Raw genomic sequence first — 15998 nt, 5'->3', positions numbered from 1 at the left:
GCCGTCCGTGCCGGGCCCGATCTTGCGGAGTTGCTGCGAGGTCCGCGCGGGAACTCCGCAAGATTGGCAGTGGGTTAGGCGGAGCGTGCTGCCCGCGCCCTTCTGCCCGCGCCGCCATGCCGCGCCGGCCCCGCGCCCAATCTTGCGAAGGTCCCGTTCGGTCAGTGCGGGAACCTCACAAGATCGGCGGCGACGCGAGGCGACGCGAGGCGACACGAGGCGACACGAGGCGTGGCGAGGCGAAGGAAGCGCGGTGGGGCGGGGGTGGGTGAGGTGGTGGGGGTTAGGTGGGGAGGGGCCAGGATTGCAAGGGCTTGTATTCGTTGTTGTGGCTTTCCATCAGGGCGAACTCCGTCACTGGCCAATCTGCGCCGGTGTAATTCGTCAAGGCCGTCCGGACCTGGGGGTCGGCTCGATAGGAGACGGTCAAGTGGGGCTGGTAGGGGCGGTCGTCTGAGGGGAAGCCGGCCGCCGTCAGTGCCTCTCGGACCTGATTTCGCAGCTCGCTGAGGGCCTTTAGGTCGCCGCCTACCTGGGCCCACGCCACATTTCCGAATTGTCCGGCGCCGGCCAACCGCAGGGTGAAGCGCGGCGGCAGCGCTGTCAGCCCGTCGAGGACTGTCGCTACCGGGGTGGTCGGTGCGGAACCCAGGAACACCAGCGTGACGTGCCATTTGGTGGCGCGCGTCAGGTGGGCGTCTGGGGGCAGGGCGCTGGACAGGGACGCGACCTCGGAAGGGGGCGGGTAGAGCGCGACGAACAGGCGGGTCAGGAGGACTCGCGGGCCGCGGGGCCGCCGCCGAACAGGACGTCGTCCCAGCTGGGGAGGCGCTTGCGGGGCTTGGTCTCGTCCGTTTCGGATGCCTGCTGGCCCTGCTGGCCGACCGTGCGGCGGGGGCGCAGCACCGCTAGTGACGGCACGGCGGGCACCTCCTTGGGGAGGTCGGCGTCGTCGTCGAAGGCCGAGCCGGCGCCGCCACCCAGCAGCGCGGCCGCGCCGCCGGCGACCGGGCGGCGGGACTCCGACGGGCCGGCTGTCTCCAGGCCGCGGCCGCCGCTCAGCGGGCGGTCGAGCGAGGCGAGCAGCGCGTCGCGACCGGCCCGGATCGGGTCGCGGGTCGGGCGCGCTGACGGCGTCGTGGTCTCGGCGGCGGGGAGGCCGTGGCCGCCGCGGGACGGCTCGTTGCTGCGGGCCGAGCTGGGCAGGCCGTGGCCGGTGCGCTCGGCCAGGAAGTTGCGCTCGGGGACCGGCTCTTGGCCGAGGATCTGAGTGGGTCGCTCGGCACAAAGGTATTGCGCCATGTCGTCGTGCGGGGAGACGACCTGGCGGCCCTTGTCGAGGTCCCAGATGGCCTGGGCGGTGGCCTTGCCGGACGGCCAGGTGGCGACGATGCGCCAGGTGCCGTCGTCGCGCCGGAACGCGTCCCAGGAGATCTTCTCGGCGTCGATGCCGTGCTGGGCGAGGCGGCTGTCGACCACTTCGGAGAGCGCGGCGCCCGAGTCGGAGGTCTTGAGCCGGGTGCGGCGCGCGTGCTGGGCCAGCATGGCCCGCTCCTGCAGCACCGGACCGGCATAACGCAGCACGCGATCGACCGGCACGCCGGCGATGCGAGCGACATCCTCGGCGGACTCGCCGGAGCGGATGCGGGACTGGATGTCGCGGGGCGACAGCGATGCGGTGATCGGCTCGTGGTGCATCACGGCCACGGAACTGCCCGGCGATGCCGGGTGCGTCTCATGGGTGACCGCGCCGCTCACCCGGTCGTCGATGGGGAGAGCCAGGAGCCGGCCGACCTCATCGGCGAGCACCAGGGCCTGACCGTCCTCGGAGAGGGCGACGAAGCGAACCGGCCGCATGCGTTGCCTCCGTCCCGTCGCGTTGGCCTGGACATCCCGAGAGTCAGCCACCCGGGCGCGTTTCAGAACACGGTACGCGTCTTGGTCACCTAATGGGGGGAGACACACCCGGGGTGTTGCTCTGAACTGCGAAGATGATCTTCACTCTCCATATGGGCAAACCCATTCAAACCCATAAACCCAGCAAATGGTACGCGCGCGAGAGTGACCAGAAGCACTGAGACCGTCCCCGGAAGCTCAGCGCGACCGCGCTGCGACCCAGGGCCGCAGCGCGCGTCTCGCGTGAGTGGTTCAGCCCGCGGCGCCGCTGGGCGGCGCCCCACCGGGAGCCCCACCGGGAGCCCCACCGGGAGCCCCGCTGGGCGGTGCTCCGCCCGGCGCCCCGGTCGGGGGTGCGCCGCCACCGGCCGGAGCGCCGCCACCGGCCGCCTCCGACTTGGACGGATCGATCGAGATGGTGAGCGTCGCCTGGTAACCGTCGGTGACGCTTCCGGTCAGGGTCGCCATCTCGGTGGCGGCCGAGTCCTCGCCGAACACGTTGTCGCTGGCCAGCGTGACCTGACTGAGGTTGCTGACGCTCTTGCTGTAGCCGTCGGTCGCGTAGACCGTCTTGTTCACGTCCTCGGGCAGCGCGATCTGGGACGTCTTCACGATCGGGCCGTCCCCGCCGGTCGCGTTGGCCAGCGACGAGTACACCTCGAAGTGGATGTGCGGCCACCGGCCGGTGTAACAGGCCGGGTAGATGCTGGTGAAGGTCACCTTCCCGGTGGAGTCGGTCTCCTGGATGCCGCGGAGGTAGTTCTCCTTGGCGACCGCGGTCGAGTACAGCGAGTAGTTGCCGTCCCGGTCGCAGTGCCACGCGTACACGGCCGCGCCGGAGATCGCTGCCCCGTTCCGGTCGGTGACCACCAGGGAGAAGTCCAGCGGAATTCCGGCGGCCTTACCGGACGCGGTGTCGAACGACGAGGTGATGTCCTTACGCACGATCCCGTCGAGGGTCCGTACGTCGGGGCCGTTCGACCCGTCGGCCGGGTAGGGGCCGTTGGTCTCGGACGCCACCTCGGCCAGGGCGCCGCCCGACGACGTGGAGGCGGTCGTGGACGGCGACGAGGACGACGAGTCCGTGCAGGCGCCCAGGGCGGCGAGCGCCCCGACCCCACCGAGCGCGGTCAGCAAACGCCGGCGCGACATCGTCTGCAGATCGAAATGCAGACCCTTGTCGTGCACCTGGCGTACGTACGCCGCGTTCTCCGGATCGTTCATCCTGCCTCCTTGCTTTCAACGACAGTTCGTTGAAAGCAAGGAAACCGGCGGTTTCTGTGCGGGGCCTGTGGCAGGCCTGTCTATAGACGTTCGACGACGTAATCGATGCACGCGGTCAGCGCGGTCACGTCGGCCGGATCGACCGTGGGATAGAGCGCGATGCGCAGCTGGTTGCGGCCGAGCTTCCGGTACGGCTCGGTGTCCACGATGTCGTTGGCCCGCAGCACCGCCGCGATGGCCGCCGCGTCCACACCCTCGAAGTCGATGGTCGCCACGGCCGCCGAGCGCAGCGCCGGGTCGGTGACGAACGGTGTCGCGAACGACGACCGGTCGGCCCATCCGTAGATCGCGGCCGCGCTCTCCGCGCTGCGCTTGACCGCCCAGGACAGGCCGCCCTGCGCGTTCATCCAGTCCAGCTGCTCGGCCGCGAGGAACACGGTGGCCAGTGCGGGGGTGTTGTAGGTCTGCTCCAGCCGGGACTGCTCGATCGCGGTGACCAGGTCGAGGAACTGCGGGATGTACCGCCCCGAGCTCTTGATCGAGAAGGCTCGGTCGAGGGCGGCCGGCGACATGAGGGCCAGCCAGATGCCGCCGTCCGAGCCGAGCGCCTTCTGCGGGGCCAGGTAGTAGACGTCGGTCTCGCGCAGGTCGACGTCGAGGCTGCCGCCGCCCGAGGTGGCGTCGGTGAGCAGCAGCGCGCCCTCGTCGGCACCGGCCACCCGCCGGACCGGCACGGCCACCCCGGTCGAGGTCTCGTTGTGGACGGACGCGTACACGTCGACGCCGGCCTCGGCGGTCAGGAACGCGGCCTGGCCACCGGGTGCTTTATGCACGGTCGGCGAGCCCAGGAAGGGCGCGTCGGTGACCGCCTTGACGAACTTGGCGCCGAACTCGCCGAACTCGGCGAACTGCGCCCGGTCGCGGACCAGCCCGAACGCGGCGGTGTCCCAGAACGCGCTGGTGCCGCCGTTGGAGAGGATCACCTCGTAGCCGTCCGGGAGCGAGAAGAACTCGGCGAGGCCGCGGCGCATCCGGGCCACGTGGTTCTTCACCGTCTTCTGCCGGTGCGAGGTGCCCAGGTACGTGCGTGACAGCGCGGACAGCGCCTCGACGCCCTCGGGTCGAACCTTGCTGGGGCCCGAGCCGAAGCGTCCGTCGACCGGTTTGATCTCGTCGGGGATCCGGATGTCAGTCACGGTCACACATTATGCGCGAGAGCGTCCCAGCCCTCGACTTCGTTTGGCTTGCGGGCGTTCTGTCCCACGTAGCGCAGGCGGGGGCGCAGGATCCGGCCGAGCCGTTTCTGCTCGAGGATGTGCGCGCTCCAGCCGGCCACCCGGGCGCAGGTGAACAGCGGCGTGAACATGTGGGCGGGCACCTCGGCGAAGTCGAGCACCACGGCCGCCCAGAATTCGATGTTGGTGGCGAGCACCCGGTCGGGCTTGCGGTCCTTCAGCCCGGCCAGGGCGGCCCGTTCCAGTCGCTCGGCGACCTCGAAGCGGGGAGCGCCGAGCTCGCGGGCGATCTGGCGCAGCACCCGGGCGCGCGGGTCCTCGGCGTCGTAGGCCCGGTGGCCGAAACCCATCAGGCGTTCGCCGCGATCGAGGACGCCTCGTACGTACCCCTCGGGGTCGCCGCTCCGCTCGACTGTCTCGATCATCTGCAGCACCCGGGTGGGTGCGCCGCCGTGCAGCGGGCCGGAGAGCACGCCGATGCCGGTGGAGATGCAGGCGGCCACGTCGGCGCCGACCGAGGCGGCGATCCGGGTGGCGAAGGTGGACGCGTTGAGCCCGTGCTCGGCGGCCGCGATGAAGTACGCGTCGACGGCCTGGACATGCCGTGGGTCCGGTTCGCCCCGCCAGCGGCGCATGAACCGCTCGACGATCGTGCCGGCCTTGTCGATGTCCTTCTGCGGAACCGCCGGCAGGCCCAGCCCGCGCGCGGCCTGCGCCACGAAGGAGAGCGCGGTCACCGACACCCGGGCGAGATCGCGGCGGACCTGCTCGTCGTCGATGTCGATCAGCTGGGAGAGCCCCCAGTACGGGGCCAGCATGGCGACCGCGGACTGCACGTCGACGCGGATGTCACCGGAGTGCACCGGGACCGGGAACGGCTCGGCGGGCGGCAGCCCGGGACCGAACTTCCCGTCGACCAGAAGGCCCCAGACGTTGCCGAAGGAGACGTGCCCGATCAGGTCCTCGATGTCGACGCCGCGGTACCGCAGCGAGCCGCCGTCCTTGTCAGGCTCGGCGATCTCGGTCTCGAACGCGACGACGCCCTCGAGGCCCGGCTTGAAATCAGACAATTCGGACAGGGCTCCCCTGTGAAGAATTACTACGAGTCTTTCATATTGCCCGGTTGGCAGGGTGGACGCGATGTGCTCTCCGCGACACCCATCCTTACCGAGCTGACGTAAGGGCCGGGCGGACTTACGGTCGTTGAGATCGAAGTAATAGGGAGCGCTCGTGACTGTGGAACCCCCGTCGCCCGCAACGATGCGGCGCGACTATTCCGAGCGCGGTGAGCTGCTCGAAGAGCATCTCGCGGGCGACTGGCACACCCAGTTCGGCGCCTGGTTCGCCGACGCGGCGGCCTACGGCCTGCCGGAACCCAACGCGATGATGGTGGCCACGGCGAGCCCGGACGGGCGGCCCTCGGTCCGGACGGTGCTGCTCAAGGAGTACGACGAGCGCGGCTTCGTGTTCTTCACCAACTACGAGTCCCGCAAGGGCTCGGAGCTGACCGCCAACCCGTACGCGAGCCTGGACTTTCCCTGGTTTCCGATGCAGCGCCAGGTGATCGTGGCCGGCGCGGTGGAGCGGGTGACCCGGGCCGAGACCGAGGAGTACTTCGCATCCCGGCCGCGCGGCTCCCAGCTCGGCGCCTGGGCCAGCCCGCAGTCCCGGGTGCTGCCGGACCGGGCCGCGGTCGAGGCCGGACTGGCCGCGGCGACCGAGAAATTCGGAGACGGCCCGGTTCCGCCGCCTCCGCACTGGGGTGGCTTCCGGGTGCTGCCGGAGACCGTCGAGTTCTGGCAGGGCCGCAGCAGCCGCCTGCATGATCGACTGCGCTATCGCCGTACGGAAGCCGGGTCTTGGGTTTTGGAAAGGCTTGCTCCGTGAGTCAGGAATCGGTGGAGTCGGTCGAGGAGATCGTCGAGGAGAAGGACCGTAAGTCCTGGGTGATCGACACCCGGCCGCTGCGGGCGCCGGCCTATCGCCGGATGTGGATCGGTAACGGACTGTCGTTCTTCGGGTTCCAGTTCACCTCGGTGGCGGTGCCCGTGCAGATGTACGCGGTGACCCACTCCTCGGCCTGGGTGGGCCTGCTCGGCATCGCCGGCCTGGTCCCGCTGCTGATCTTCGGACTGTGGGGCGGCGCGGCCGCCGACGTGGTCGACCGGCGCAAGTTGTTGCTGGCCAGCTCGGCGCTGGCCTGGCTGTCCACCCTCGGCCTGCTGCTCCAGGCCGTGCTCGGGGCGAACAGCGGCTGGCTGCTGCTGGCGCTGACCGCGGTGCAGTCGGCCGGCTTCGCGGTGAGCTCGCCGACCCGGCAGGCGATCATTCCGCGGATCGTGCCGGCCGGTCTGGTCCCGGCCGCGAACACGCTGAGTTACACGACCACGACCGCCGGCGGGGTCCTCGGGCCGCTGGCGGCCGGCCTGATCTTCGGGATCGCCTCGACCGGCACCGGCGTGACCATCGCCTACCTGGTCGACGCGGCCCTGTTCACGATCTCGTTCTGGGCCACCTGGAAGCTGCCGCCGATCCCGCCGATCGTGCACGCCGAGGACGAGGAGAAGCCGTCGGCCGGCCTGCGCGGCATCACCGACGGCCTGAGGTTCCTGGTCACCCAGCCGGTGCTGCTTTTGTCGTTCGCGGTCGACATCGTCGCGATGGTGTTCGCCATGCCTCGGGCGCTGTTCCCCGAGGTCGCGGCCGACCGGTTCGGCGGCGGTTCGGCGGTCGGCTGGCTGTACGCCGCGATCGCGATCGGCTCGGTGATCGCCGGGCTAACCTCGGGCTGGATCGGCCGGATCAAGCGGCAGGGGATCGCCCTGATCGTGGCGGTGATCGCCTGGGGTGTCGCGATCGGTTTCTCCGGGTTCGCGCACTCGCTGTGGCTGATGGTGTTGCTGCTCGCCGTGGGCGGCGCGGCCGACCTGGTCAGCGCGGTCTACCGGCAGTCGATGTTGCAGACCTTCGCCCCGGACCGGCTGCGCGGCCGGCTCCAGGGCGTCTTCATCGTGGTGGTCGGCGGTGGACCACGGCTGGGCGACCTGCGGGCCGGCGCCACCGCGGACCTGACCGGAACGACCGGGTCCTGGGCCGGCGGCGGCTTCGCGGCGGCGGGCCTGGCCCTGGTCTTGGGCTTGGCGTTCCCGGCGCTGGCCCGCTACCGACCTCCGATAGTGTCCAAGCATGACTAGCGTCGTGCCGGCCAAGTCCGGAACCCAGTGGTCGATCGAGGCGGACGGTCACCGGGCCGTGGTCGTGGAGGTCGGTGGCACCCTGCGCCACTACTCCGTCGGCGACGTGCAGGTGCTTGACGGCTTCGAGGCCGACGAGCTCTCGCCGGCCTCGGCCGGGCAGATCCTCGCCCCGTGGCCGAACCGCATCCGGGACGGCAAGTACACGTTCGAGGATGAGGCCTACCAGCTGCCGCTGACCGAGCCGGCCCGGCACAACGCGATCCACGGCCTGGCCAACTGGTCCCGCTGGACGCTCGCCGAGCAGTCCGCCGACGCGGTCACGCTGGAGTTCGAGCTGCCCGCCCAGATCGGTTACCCGTGGTGGCTGACCCTGCGCACCCGCTGGCAGGTGTCGGCCGGCGGCCTCAGCTGCAAGCAGGAGGTCGTCAACAACAGCTCGTCGAACGCGCCGTGGGGTTACTCGGTCCACCCGTACCTTCAGCTGCCCGGGGTCGCGGTCGACGACATCCTGCTGCACGTGCCGGGCAAGACCCGGATCGTGGCCGACAACCGGCTGCTGCCGATCGGCTCGAACTCGGTGGCCGGCACGGAGTACGACTTCACCGCCGCGCGCGCCATCGGTGACCTGGTGCTGGACACCACGTTCGGCGAGATCGAGCACGACGCGGCCGGCATCACCGAGGTGACCATCGCCGACCCCAACTCCGACCGCAAGGTCGTGGTCTGGGCCGACGACAAGTTCAAGTACTGGCAGGTCTTCTCCGGCGACACGCTGCACGGCGAGCGGTTCCGCCGCTCGGTCGCGATCGAGCCGATGACCTGCCCGCCCGACTCGTTCCGCACCGGTCGCGACCTGATCGTGCTGGCGCCGGGCGAGCGCTGGAGCACGGCCTGGGGGATCCGCAGCTGATGGAGTTCGACGAGGTGGTCCGCCGCCGGCGGATGGTGCGCAGCTACGACCCCGACCGCCCGCTGCCGGCCGAGATTCTCGACAAGATCGTCCGGCACGGGCTGCGGGCGCCGAGCGCCGGTTTCTCCCAGGGCTGGGGCTTCCTGGTGCTCACCAGCCAGGAAGATCGTGACCTGTACTGGTCGTCGACCACCGAGAACGCCACCTCGGACTGGCACGGCGACTGGCTGACCCGGATGCGCAACGCCCCGGCGATCGTCGTCTGCCTGTCCAACAAATCGGCCTACCTGGACCGCTACGCGCAGGCCGACAAGGGCTGGACCGACCGGGACGAGAAGCACTGGCCGGTGCCGTACTGGGACATCGACACCGGGTTCGCCGCGCTGCTCATGCACCTCACCGCGGTCGATGAGGGCCTGGGTTCGTGCTTCTTCGGCATCCCGGTGGAAACCCAGCAGGACTTCAAGGACGCGTTCGGCGTTCCGGCCGAGTTCACCCCGATCGGTACGCTCACCATCGGCTACCGCGCCACCGACAAGAGGTCACCGTCACTGAAGCGGGGGCATCGCCCGGTGGACGAGGTGGTGCATCATGGCCGATGGGCCGCAGCAGCCGAGTGACGACGGGCGCGGCTAGGCTGGCACCGACAGGGACGGTTTCTTGGAGAGGGGGCAACCCGGCGTGATCTTCAAAGCAGTCCGGGACGGGGCCCCGTATCCCGATCACCACACCACGCTCAAGGCCTGGTCGGAGATTCCGCCCCGGCCGATCCGGCTGGCCGATCTGATCACCACGAAGCGCGAGTTGGCGCTGGACAAGCTGCTCGCCGAGGACTCGACGTTCTACGGCGACCTGTTCCCGCACGTCGTGGAATATCAGGGCGCGCTCTACCTGGAGGACGGGCTGCACCGCGCACTGCGGGCGGCCCTCCAGCAGCGCAACCAGATCCACGCAAGAGTGCTGGTCGTGGCGAGCTAACACCGTTAGTTTAAAGACATGGCCGCCGTTGCTCCGTGGGATCTGCTCGACCTCGACTCGCTGTTGACCGACGAGGAGCGAGACGTCCGCGATCTCGCTCGCCGGGTCGCGAACGACCGGGTCCGCCCGTCCGTCGCCGATTGGTATGAGAACGGCAGCACTCCGGTCCGTGACCTGGCCGCCGAGTTCGGCAAGCTCGGGCTGCTCGGCATGCACCTGACCGGTTACGGCTGTGCCGGCTCGACCGCGGTCGCCTACGGCCTGACCTGCATGGAACTGGAGGCGGCCGACTCCGGTGTCCGCTCGCTGGTGAGTGTCCAGGGCTCGCTGGCGATGTACGCGATCTGGAAATTCGGCTCCGAAGAGCAGAAGCAACGATGGCTGCCGGGCATGGCGGCCGGCGAGCTGATCGGCTGCTTCGGGCTGACCGAGCCCGACCACGGCTCCGACCCGGCCAACATGTCGACCCGGGCCCGCCGCGACGGCGACGACTGGGTGCTCAACGGCGGCAAGATGTGGATCACCAACGCACCGCTTGCCGACGTGGCGGTGATCTGGGCGCGCACCGACGAGGGCGTGGTCGGCTTCGCGGTGCCCACCGACACTCCGGGCTTCTCGGCCCGGGAGATCAAACACAAGATGTCGCTGCGGGCGTCCAGCACGGGCGAGATCACGTTGGACGATGTGCGGCTACCCGCTTCCGCGCGGCTTCCGGAAGCTCGCGGGCTCAAGGCGCCGCTGTCCTGCCTGACCGAGGCCCGATTCGGCATCATCTGGGGTGCGCTCGGCGCGGCCCGGGACTGCCTGGTGACCGCCGTCGACTACGCGACCACCCGGGAACAGTTCGGCCGGCCGATCGGCGGCTTCCAGCTGACCCAGGCCAAGCTCGCCGACATGGCCGTCGAGCTGCAGAAAGGCTTCCTGCTGGCCCTGCACCTGGGCCGGCTGCGCGACTCGGCCGGCTCGTTGCGACCCGAGCAGGTCAGCGTCGGCAAGCTGAACAACGTGCGGGAAGCCATCAAGATCGCTCGGCAGTGCCGCACGATCCTCGGCGGCAACGGCATCTCGGGGGAGTACCCGATCATGCGGCACGCCAACAACCTCGAGAGCGTGCTCACGTACGAGGGAACTTCGGAGATCCACCAGCTGGTCATCGGCCAAAAATTGACCGGTTTGAACGCCTTCGCCGGCTGAGCGAATGCGAGTGTCGTACCCCCCTCGTACCGTGAGGGTATGGCCCAGTCACCGGATGTCGACGAACCCACGAGGGAATATCCGGCCCCCACCCCGCCGGTCGCCCCTGACCTTGAAGAGACAAACGATCCCCCACAGCGGAGCATCGTCGCTCGCGTTCTCATCTTCTTCGGTGTCGTCTTCGCCGTGATCGTCGCGGCCTGTTTCGGGCTGCGGGCGCTCAACGTGCTGCCCAGCTTCGACAACCCGTTCGAGAGTCGCACGACCGACCGCAGCCAGCCGGTCCTGCTGGAATCGATGCGCGATCTGAGCCGCTATGTCGCGGCCGACGGCACCTTCCAGGTGATCGTCGACCTGCAGGAGAGCAAGGAAAACATCCCCGACTTCCTGATCAACCGGCGCATCCTGTTCGTCGGCTCCGGCACCGTCGAGGAATATGTCGACTTCTCCAAGCTGCCGACCAGCGCGCTCGAGGTCGACAACGAGAAGAAGACCATCACGATCACGCTGCCCGCGCCCGAGCAGGGCAACGCGGCGCTCGACATGCAGAAGAGCTACGTCGTCGAGGAGCAGCGCGGCGCGCTGACCGCGATCGGGGACGCGTTCAAGAGCGACACCGACAAGCAGCAGCGGGTCTACGCGGCCGCTCAGCAGAAGATCACCGAGGCGGCCAAGAGCAGTGGCCTCGACCAGCGTGCCAAGGACAACACTCAGCGCATGCTGGAGAGCCTGTTCACCCGGCTGGGCTACACCTCGGTCACGGTCACCTACAGCAACCCGTAGAAAGCCGGGCCCGGCTCACCCTGGCGGGGGTGAGCCGGGAGCTCAGTCTTCAGTCCGGTTAAGGAGGTGGTGGGGCCGGAGGAGGTCACTCGTTGGGCAGCAGGGCCCACAAGACGAGATAGATGATGAACTGCGGGCCGGGCAGCAGGCAGGAGATCACGAAGATCAGGCGGACCACGCCGGACGAGAGTCCGAAGCGGCGGCCAAGACCGGAACAGACCCCGGCGATCCAACGGTCGTCGCGGGGGCGGGCGAGTCGGCGGGTCACGGACACTCACTCCTTCACTGGCGGTCACGGGCGATCCCCGCGACCAGGCTCGACGGTAAGGGCGCAGCGACCGCCTTCCCTCAGTCCGGAGGGGGAGAAGGGCAGCCTGGTTCCCGTAAGGGTCACCCGTACCCGAGCGCCACTCGCTGTTAACCTGGGTGCCGATTTCGGGCCATCCGGGCCCCCTGCGATTTGGAGGCAGCGGTGACGCTGGCCGTCCTCACCACCGACGGCGGCAACGCCCTCACTCCCGCGGACGCTACCCGGCTCGCGGCCGATCTGGAGGCTGCTCTGCACGCGGCCGGCGCGACCGAGGTCGAGCGCCTCGGCGACACCCCCGGGATCCGGCTGCGGGAGATCTCCCAGCGCGCGCAGGACGCCAACGAACCGCTGCTGATCTGCGCCGACAACCTGGTCGCCCACCCCAGCCTGCTCTGGACGCTGGCCACCGAGCCGTCCGGCCGCAGCACCGCGCTGATCGTCGCCGACCCGGCCGGTGACCTGCGCGCCGACCGGGGCCAGGTGATCGCGGCCCCGGGCGGCGACGGCACCGCCCGGTTCGTCGGGGCGCTGCGGGTCGCGCCCGGCGATCTGCCCGCCCTCGACAAGGTCGCCGACCGGCCCGACCTGCTGCCGGCCCTGCTGGACGAGGGCGTGGTGCCGATCGCCACCCCGGTCCGGCTGCTGCACGCCGAGCAGGTGCGCACCGAACCGGAGCTGGCCGGTGCCCGGGCCGCGGTGGCCGCGGTCGACGAGGACGCGGCCCGGCTGCGCCTGGCGGTCAAGGAGAAGGACGACTTCTTCACGACGTACGCGGTGAGTACCTGGTCGCCGATCGTGACCCGCACGGCCGCCCGCCTCGGCCTGTCACCGACCGCGGTGACCTGGCTGTCGGTGCTGCTCTCAGTGCTGGCCGCGGCCGGCTTCTGGCAGGCGTCCCGGCCCGCGATGATCGCCGGCGGCATCCTGCTCTACCTGGGCTTCGTGCTCGACTGCGTGGACGGGCAGCTGGCCCGCTACACCCGCACCTTCGGTGCCTTCGGCGGCTGGCTCGACACGATGGCCGACCGCGGCAAGGAATACGTGGTCTACGCCGGGCTGGCGGCCGGGGCCGAGCGCATCGGCCTGCCGTTCGCCTGGCCGCTGGCCATCACCGCGATCCTGCTGCAGACCGTCCGGCACATGACCGACGCCTGGTACGGCCAGCTGCACGACGAAGCGGCGGCGCGCCCGGCGGCGGCTCAAACGGGCGTCGGGGCCAGGTTGAGCGCGGCCTCGACCAAGGTCCAGGGCGATACCGGCTCGGTGGCGTACTGGTTGAAGCGGATCGTGGTCTTCCCGATCGGCGAGCGGTGGGCGCTCATCGCGATCCTCGCCATGCTCACCAACGGCCGCATCGCCCTGGCGGCGGTGGTCGGGTTCGGGCTGCTGGCCTTCGCGTACACCCTGGCCCTGCGGTCGCTGCGCTCGCTCTCGATGCGGGTGAGCGTTCTCGACAAGCGCGACAAGGCGCTCTACCGCGACGACGGCCCGCTGGTCCGTGGGATTCTGCAGCGGCTCGGCGGGCCGATGCCGCTGACCTTCGCGGCGCTCGGCGCCACGGCCTCGCTGGCGCTGATCGTGTCGTTCCTGGCCGGCTGGACGGCGGCACCGGCCCGGGTCGAACTGGCGGTGACCGCGGTGCTGGTGCTGTCGGCCGGGCTGCCGGCCCGCAACGGGCACCGCGGCCCGCTCGACTGGCTGGTGCCGGCCTTCCTCCGGGCCGGCGAATACCTGCTGGTGGCGGCGGTCGGGCTGATCGACGAGGTGCCCCCGCCGGTGGTTTTCCTACTGCTCTTCGCATTGGCCCTGCGGCATTACGACCGGATTGCGAGGATGGAGAAGGGTGCGCCCGCTGGTAATGCTGCGGGTGTGGTGCTCGGCTGGGACGTCCGGGTCGTGGTGCTCGCCCTGCTCGCCCTGCTCGGCTGGGCGACCCTCGCGGAGGCGCTGCTGGCCGCGGTGGTCGGCGGCCTGTTCCTGATCAACGCGGTCGTCGACTGGAGGTCCGGCAAGACGTGACCCTGCTGAGCGTCGTCCTCCCGATCTACCGGGTGCAGGGCTACCTGCGCCAGTGCCTCGACTCGCTGCTCACCCAGTCGTTCGAGGACTTCGAGATCGTGGCGGTGGACGACTGCTCACCGGATCACAGCGCCGACATCCTGGCCGAGTACGCGGCCCGCGACCCGCGGGTCCGGGTGGTCACCTCGCCGGTCAACGGGGGCCTCGGCCCGGCCCGCAACCTCGGGCTCGCGCACGCCGCCGGCGAGTACGTCTGGTTCCTGGACAGCGACGACTGGCTGGCCACCGGCGCCCTCGCCGCGGTCGCCGCCCGGCTGCGCGCCACCGACGCCGACCTGCTGATCGTGGGCTGGGACCGGGTGCACTGGGACGGCCCGGTGCAGGCCGGCACGGCCCGGAAGCTGCTGTCCGGGGCACCCCGGGTGTTCACCGTGGAGGAGTGGCCGCAGGCGCTGAACGTGCTGCACGTGGCCTGGAACCGGGTGATCCGGCGGGAGCTGCTGGAGGTGCTCGGGATCGGCTTCGCGGCCGGCTGGTACGAGGACGTCTCCTTCACCTTCCCGCTGCTGCTGGCCGCGCCCCGGGTCAGTGTCCTGCCGCGCACCTGCGTGCACTACCGGCAGCGGCGCACCGGCGCGATCACCCGGACCGTCGGCGAGCGGCACTTCGAGGTCTTCGAGCACTGGGAGACCGCGCTCGACCTCTGCCACAAGTACGGCCGGCCGGATGACGAGGTGCGCGGGCTGCTGTTCCGCCGGATGCTCTGGCACCTCATGCGGGTGATGCGGCACGAGACCCGGGTGCCGCCCGGATCGAGGCGCCGCTTCTTCGCCCGGATGACCGAGATTTATCACCACCATCTGCCCCCGGCGGGCTTCCCGTCGCCGGGCGGCCTGGAGGGGCTGCGGTACCGGCTGATCGCTCGCGGCGACTATCGGGCGTTCCGCGTCTCGGACGGGCTGTTACGCCTCGCGGGGCGGGCGCGGGAGGCCGTACGCCCGCCTTGGCTCCGAGCCAAACGCCGGGCCCGGCAGCTGGCCGGCTACCTGTACTACCGATTCCACCTGCTGTTTCCGGTGGATCGGTCGCTCGCGCTCTATGCCGCGTACTGGTATCGCGGGGTGGCCTGCAACCCGGCCGCGATCGCCGCCAAGGCGGCCGAACTGGTGCCGCAGGTCCACGCGGTCTGGGTGGTCGGTCCGTCGCGGGTGCGTGCGGTGCCGCCGGGAGTCGATTACGTGGTGGCCGGCTCGCGGCCGTACTACCGCGCGATGGCCCGCGCGGGGTATCTGGTCAACAACGTGAACTGGCCGAATTTGACGGTCAAGCGGCGCGGCGCCACACACGTGATGACCCACCACGGCACCCCGCTGAAGATGATGGGAATGGACCAGCTCGATCATCGGGGCGCGGTGGCCGACACCGACTTCGCCGGCCAGATGCGCCGGGCCGACCGCTGGGACTTCAGCATCACGGCGAACGCGCACACCACGATCGCCTGGGAGCGGGCGTACCCGTGCTCGTACGAGACGCTCGAGGTCGGCTATCCGCGCAACGACCGGCTGGCCACCGCCACCGCCGCCGACGCCGCGGCGGCCCGGGCGAGGCTGGGCATCGATCCCGGCCGCCGGGTGGTGCTCTACATGCCCACGCACCGCGAGTGGCTGCCGAAGGGCAGCCAGGTGCTCGACGTCGAGCGGCTGTCCGAGGCGCTCGGCCCGGAGACGACGCTGCTGGTCCGGGCGCACTACTTCCACGTGCCGGCCGGGCGGCAGGGCCGGCCGCCGACCGGGGGCCGGCGGATCCTGGATGTCTCCGGCCACGGGGTGGTCGAGGATCTCTACCTTGCCGCCGATGTATTGGTCACGGACTATTCGTCCGCGATGTTCGATTACGCGGTCCTCGATCGGCCCGTGGTGATCTTCGCGCCGGACTGGCCGGTCTACCGCGAGGTCCGCGGCGTCTACTTCGATCTGCCGGCCGCGCCACCGGGCCCGGTGGCCACCGAGTTCTCGCAGCTCGCGGCCATCTTCCGGGACGGCGACTTCGCGGCCGAGCGGCGAGCCGTGTTCCGCTCGCGGTTTTGTTACCTCGACGACGGCGGCGCGGCCGAGCGAGTGGTTCGCCGAATCTTCCCCAGCCGGTGAGAGAAAAGTTGTAATCGGTTCACTACCGTGCGCAAATGGCACGTTCACCCGATGGCGCCATATAGATACTCCTCGTCAGAGTGACCTAGATCGCTTCCCCACATC

15 protein-coding genes are annotated in these 15998 nt (G+C 70.2%); 9 read left to right on the top strand and 6 right to left on the bottom strand.

All coding sequences use genetic code 11. The annotated features are described in order from the left end of the window. Positions 1-283: 283 nt before the first annotated feature. From thpR to Ate02nite_RS12610, 5 genes are all read right to left on the bottom strand, one after another. Entirely contained in the window at positions 284-763 is a 480-nt protein-coding gene (gene thpR / locus Ate02nite_RS49805) for an RNA 2',3'-cyclic phosphodiesterase (protein ID WP_354264037.1), read from the bottom strand. 5 nt (positions 764-768) lie between these two features. Then, positions 769-1857 (bottom strand): septation protein SepH, encoded by a 1089-nt coding sequence (sepH, locus tag Ate02nite_RS12625; RefSeq protein WP_203804376.1) that lies wholly within the window; start codon positions 1855-1857, stop codon positions 769-771. Positions 1858-2148: 291 nt separating this feature from the next. Then, positions 2149-3120, bottom strand: a complete 972-nt coding sequence (locus Ate02nite_RS12620) for a dioxygenase family protein (protein WP_203804373.1) — start codon at positions 3118-3120, stop codon at positions 2149-2151. Between the two features lie 80 nt (positions 3121-3200). After that, a complete protein-coding gene (gene serC, locus Ate02nite_RS12615; protein WP_203804370.1) occupies positions 3201-4322 on the bottom strand; it encodes a phosphoserine transaminase in 1122 nt (373 codons plus the stop codon). Next, complete coding sequence (locus Ate02nite_RS12610; protein ID WP_203804367.1) at positions 4319-5425, bottom strand: citrate synthase 2; 1107 nt, start codon at positions 5423-5425, stop codon at positions 4319-4321. Before Ate02nite_RS12610 ends, serC begins: the two co-directional genes overlap by 4 nt. A 190-nt stretch (positions 5426-5615) precedes the next feature. Here Ate02nite_RS12610 and pdxH point away from each other — a divergent pair, with 190 nt between their 5' ends. From pdxH to Ate02nite_RS12575, 7 genes are all read left to right on the top strand, one after another. After that, the gene (gene pdxH / locus Ate02nite_RS12605) at positions 5616-6242 is read left to right on the top strand and encodes a pyridoxamine 5'-phosphate oxidase (RefSeq protein WP_203804467.1); all 627 of its coding nucleotides are present in this window, start codon (positions 5616-5618) and stop codon (positions 6240-6242) included. After that, the gene (locus Ate02nite_RS12600) at positions 6239-7549 is read left to right on the top strand and encodes an MFS transporter (protein ID WP_203804364.1); all 1311 of its coding nucleotides are present in this window, start codon (positions 6239-6241) and stop codon (positions 7547-7549) included. Before pdxH ends, Ate02nite_RS12600 begins: the two co-directional genes overlap by 4 nt. Next, positions 7542-8462: an aldose 1-epimerase family protein gene (locus tag Ate02nite_RS12595; protein WP_203804361.1), complete on the top strand. Its 921-nt coding sequence runs from the start codon at positions 7542-7544 to the stop codon at positions 8460-8462. Before Ate02nite_RS12600 ends, Ate02nite_RS12595 begins: the two co-directional genes overlap by 8 nt. Beyond that, complete coding sequence (locus Ate02nite_RS12590) at positions 8462-9082, top strand: nitroreductase family protein (protein ID WP_203804358.1); 621 nt, start codon at positions 8462-8464, stop codon at positions 9080-9082. The genes Ate02nite_RS12595 and Ate02nite_RS12590 overlap by 1 nt, the downstream gene beginning before the upstream one ends. 61 nt (positions 9083-9143) lie before the next feature. Further along, a complete protein-coding gene (locus Ate02nite_RS12585; RefSeq protein ID WP_203804355.1) occupies positions 9144-9440 on the top strand; it encodes a type II toxin-antitoxin system VapB family antitoxin in 297 nt (98 codons plus the stop codon). A gap of 18 nt (positions 9441-9458) precedes the next feature. Then, complete coding sequence (locus Ate02nite_RS12580) at positions 9459-10634, top strand: acyl-CoA dehydrogenase family protein (protein WP_203804352.1); 1176 nt, start codon at positions 9459-9461, stop codon at positions 10632-10634. A 39-nt stretch (positions 10635-10673) separates the two neighbouring features. Continuing rightward, positions 10674-11417, top strand: coding sequence for a DUF4230 domain-containing protein (locus tag Ate02nite_RS12575; RefSeq protein ID WP_203804337.1), 744 nt, complete (start codon positions 10674-10676; stop codon positions 11415-11417). 85 nt (positions 11418-11502) lie between these two features. Here the strand turns inward: Ate02nite_RS12575 and Ate02nite_RS12570 are convergent, their stop codons facing one another. Then, a complete protein-coding gene (locus Ate02nite_RS12570; protein ID WP_307873275.1) occupies positions 11503-11685 on the bottom strand; it encodes a PspC domain-containing protein in 183 nt (60 codons plus the stop codon). A 204-nt stretch (positions 11686-11889) separates the two neighbouring features. On the opposite strand from Ate02nite_RS12570, the gene Ate02nite_RS12565 reads away from it, so the two are divergent. Next, positions 11890-13746 carry a DUF5941 domain-containing protein gene (locus tag Ate02nite_RS12565; RefSeq protein ID WP_203804318.1) on the top strand — a complete coding sequence of 619 codons (1857 nt, stop codon included), beginning with the start codon at positions 11890-11892 and terminating at the stop codon, positions 13744-13746. After that, positions 13743-15893 (top strand): bifunctional glycosyltransferase/CDP-glycerol:glycerophosphate glycerophosphotransferase, encoded by a 2151-nt coding sequence (locus Ate02nite_RS12560; protein ID WP_203804315.1) that lies wholly within the window; start codon positions 13743-13745, stop codon positions 15891-15893. Before Ate02nite_RS12565 ends, Ate02nite_RS12560 begins: the two co-directional genes overlap by 4 nt. Positions 15894-15998 lie beyond the last annotated feature (105 nt).

It is taken from the genome of Paractinoplanes tereljensis (assembly GCF_016862435.1).
GTDB lineage: Bacteria > Actinomycetota > Actinomycetes > Mycobacteriales > Micromonosporaceae > Actinoplanes > Actinoplanes tereljensis.
Note: the sequence above shows the minus strand (reverse complement) of the source record. Positions and strands in the feature narration are given on the sequence as shown.

Coding starts and splice junctions, on each gene's coding strand:
- pdxH (WP_203804467.1), top strand. CDS start 5,616: ATGCGGCGCGACTATTCCGAGCGCGGTGAGCTGCTCGAAGAGCATCTC.
- Ate02nite_RS12580 (WP_203804352.1), top strand. CDS start 9,459: ATGGCCGCCGTTGCTCCGTGGGATCTGCTCGACCTCGACTCGCTGTTG.
- sepH (WP_203804376.1), bottom strand. CDS start 1,857: ATGCGGCCGGTTCGCTTCGTCGCCCTCTCCGAGGACGGTCAGGCCCTG.
- Ate02nite_RS12595 (WP_203804361.1), top strand. CDS start 7,542: ATGACTAGCGTCGTGCCGGCCAAGTCCGGAACCCAGTGGTCGATCGAG.
- Ate02nite_RS12620 (WP_203804373.1), bottom strand. CDS start 3,120: ATGAACGATCCGGAGAACGCGGCGTACGTACGCCAGGTGCACGACAAG.
- Ate02nite_RS12590 (WP_203804358.1), top strand. CDS start 8,462: ATGGAGTTCGACGAGGTGGTCCGCCGCCGGCGGATGGTGCGCAGCTAC.
- Ate02nite_RS12575 (WP_203804337.1), top strand. CDS start 10,674: ATGGCCCAGTCACCGGATGTCGACGAACCCACGAGGGAATATCCGGCC.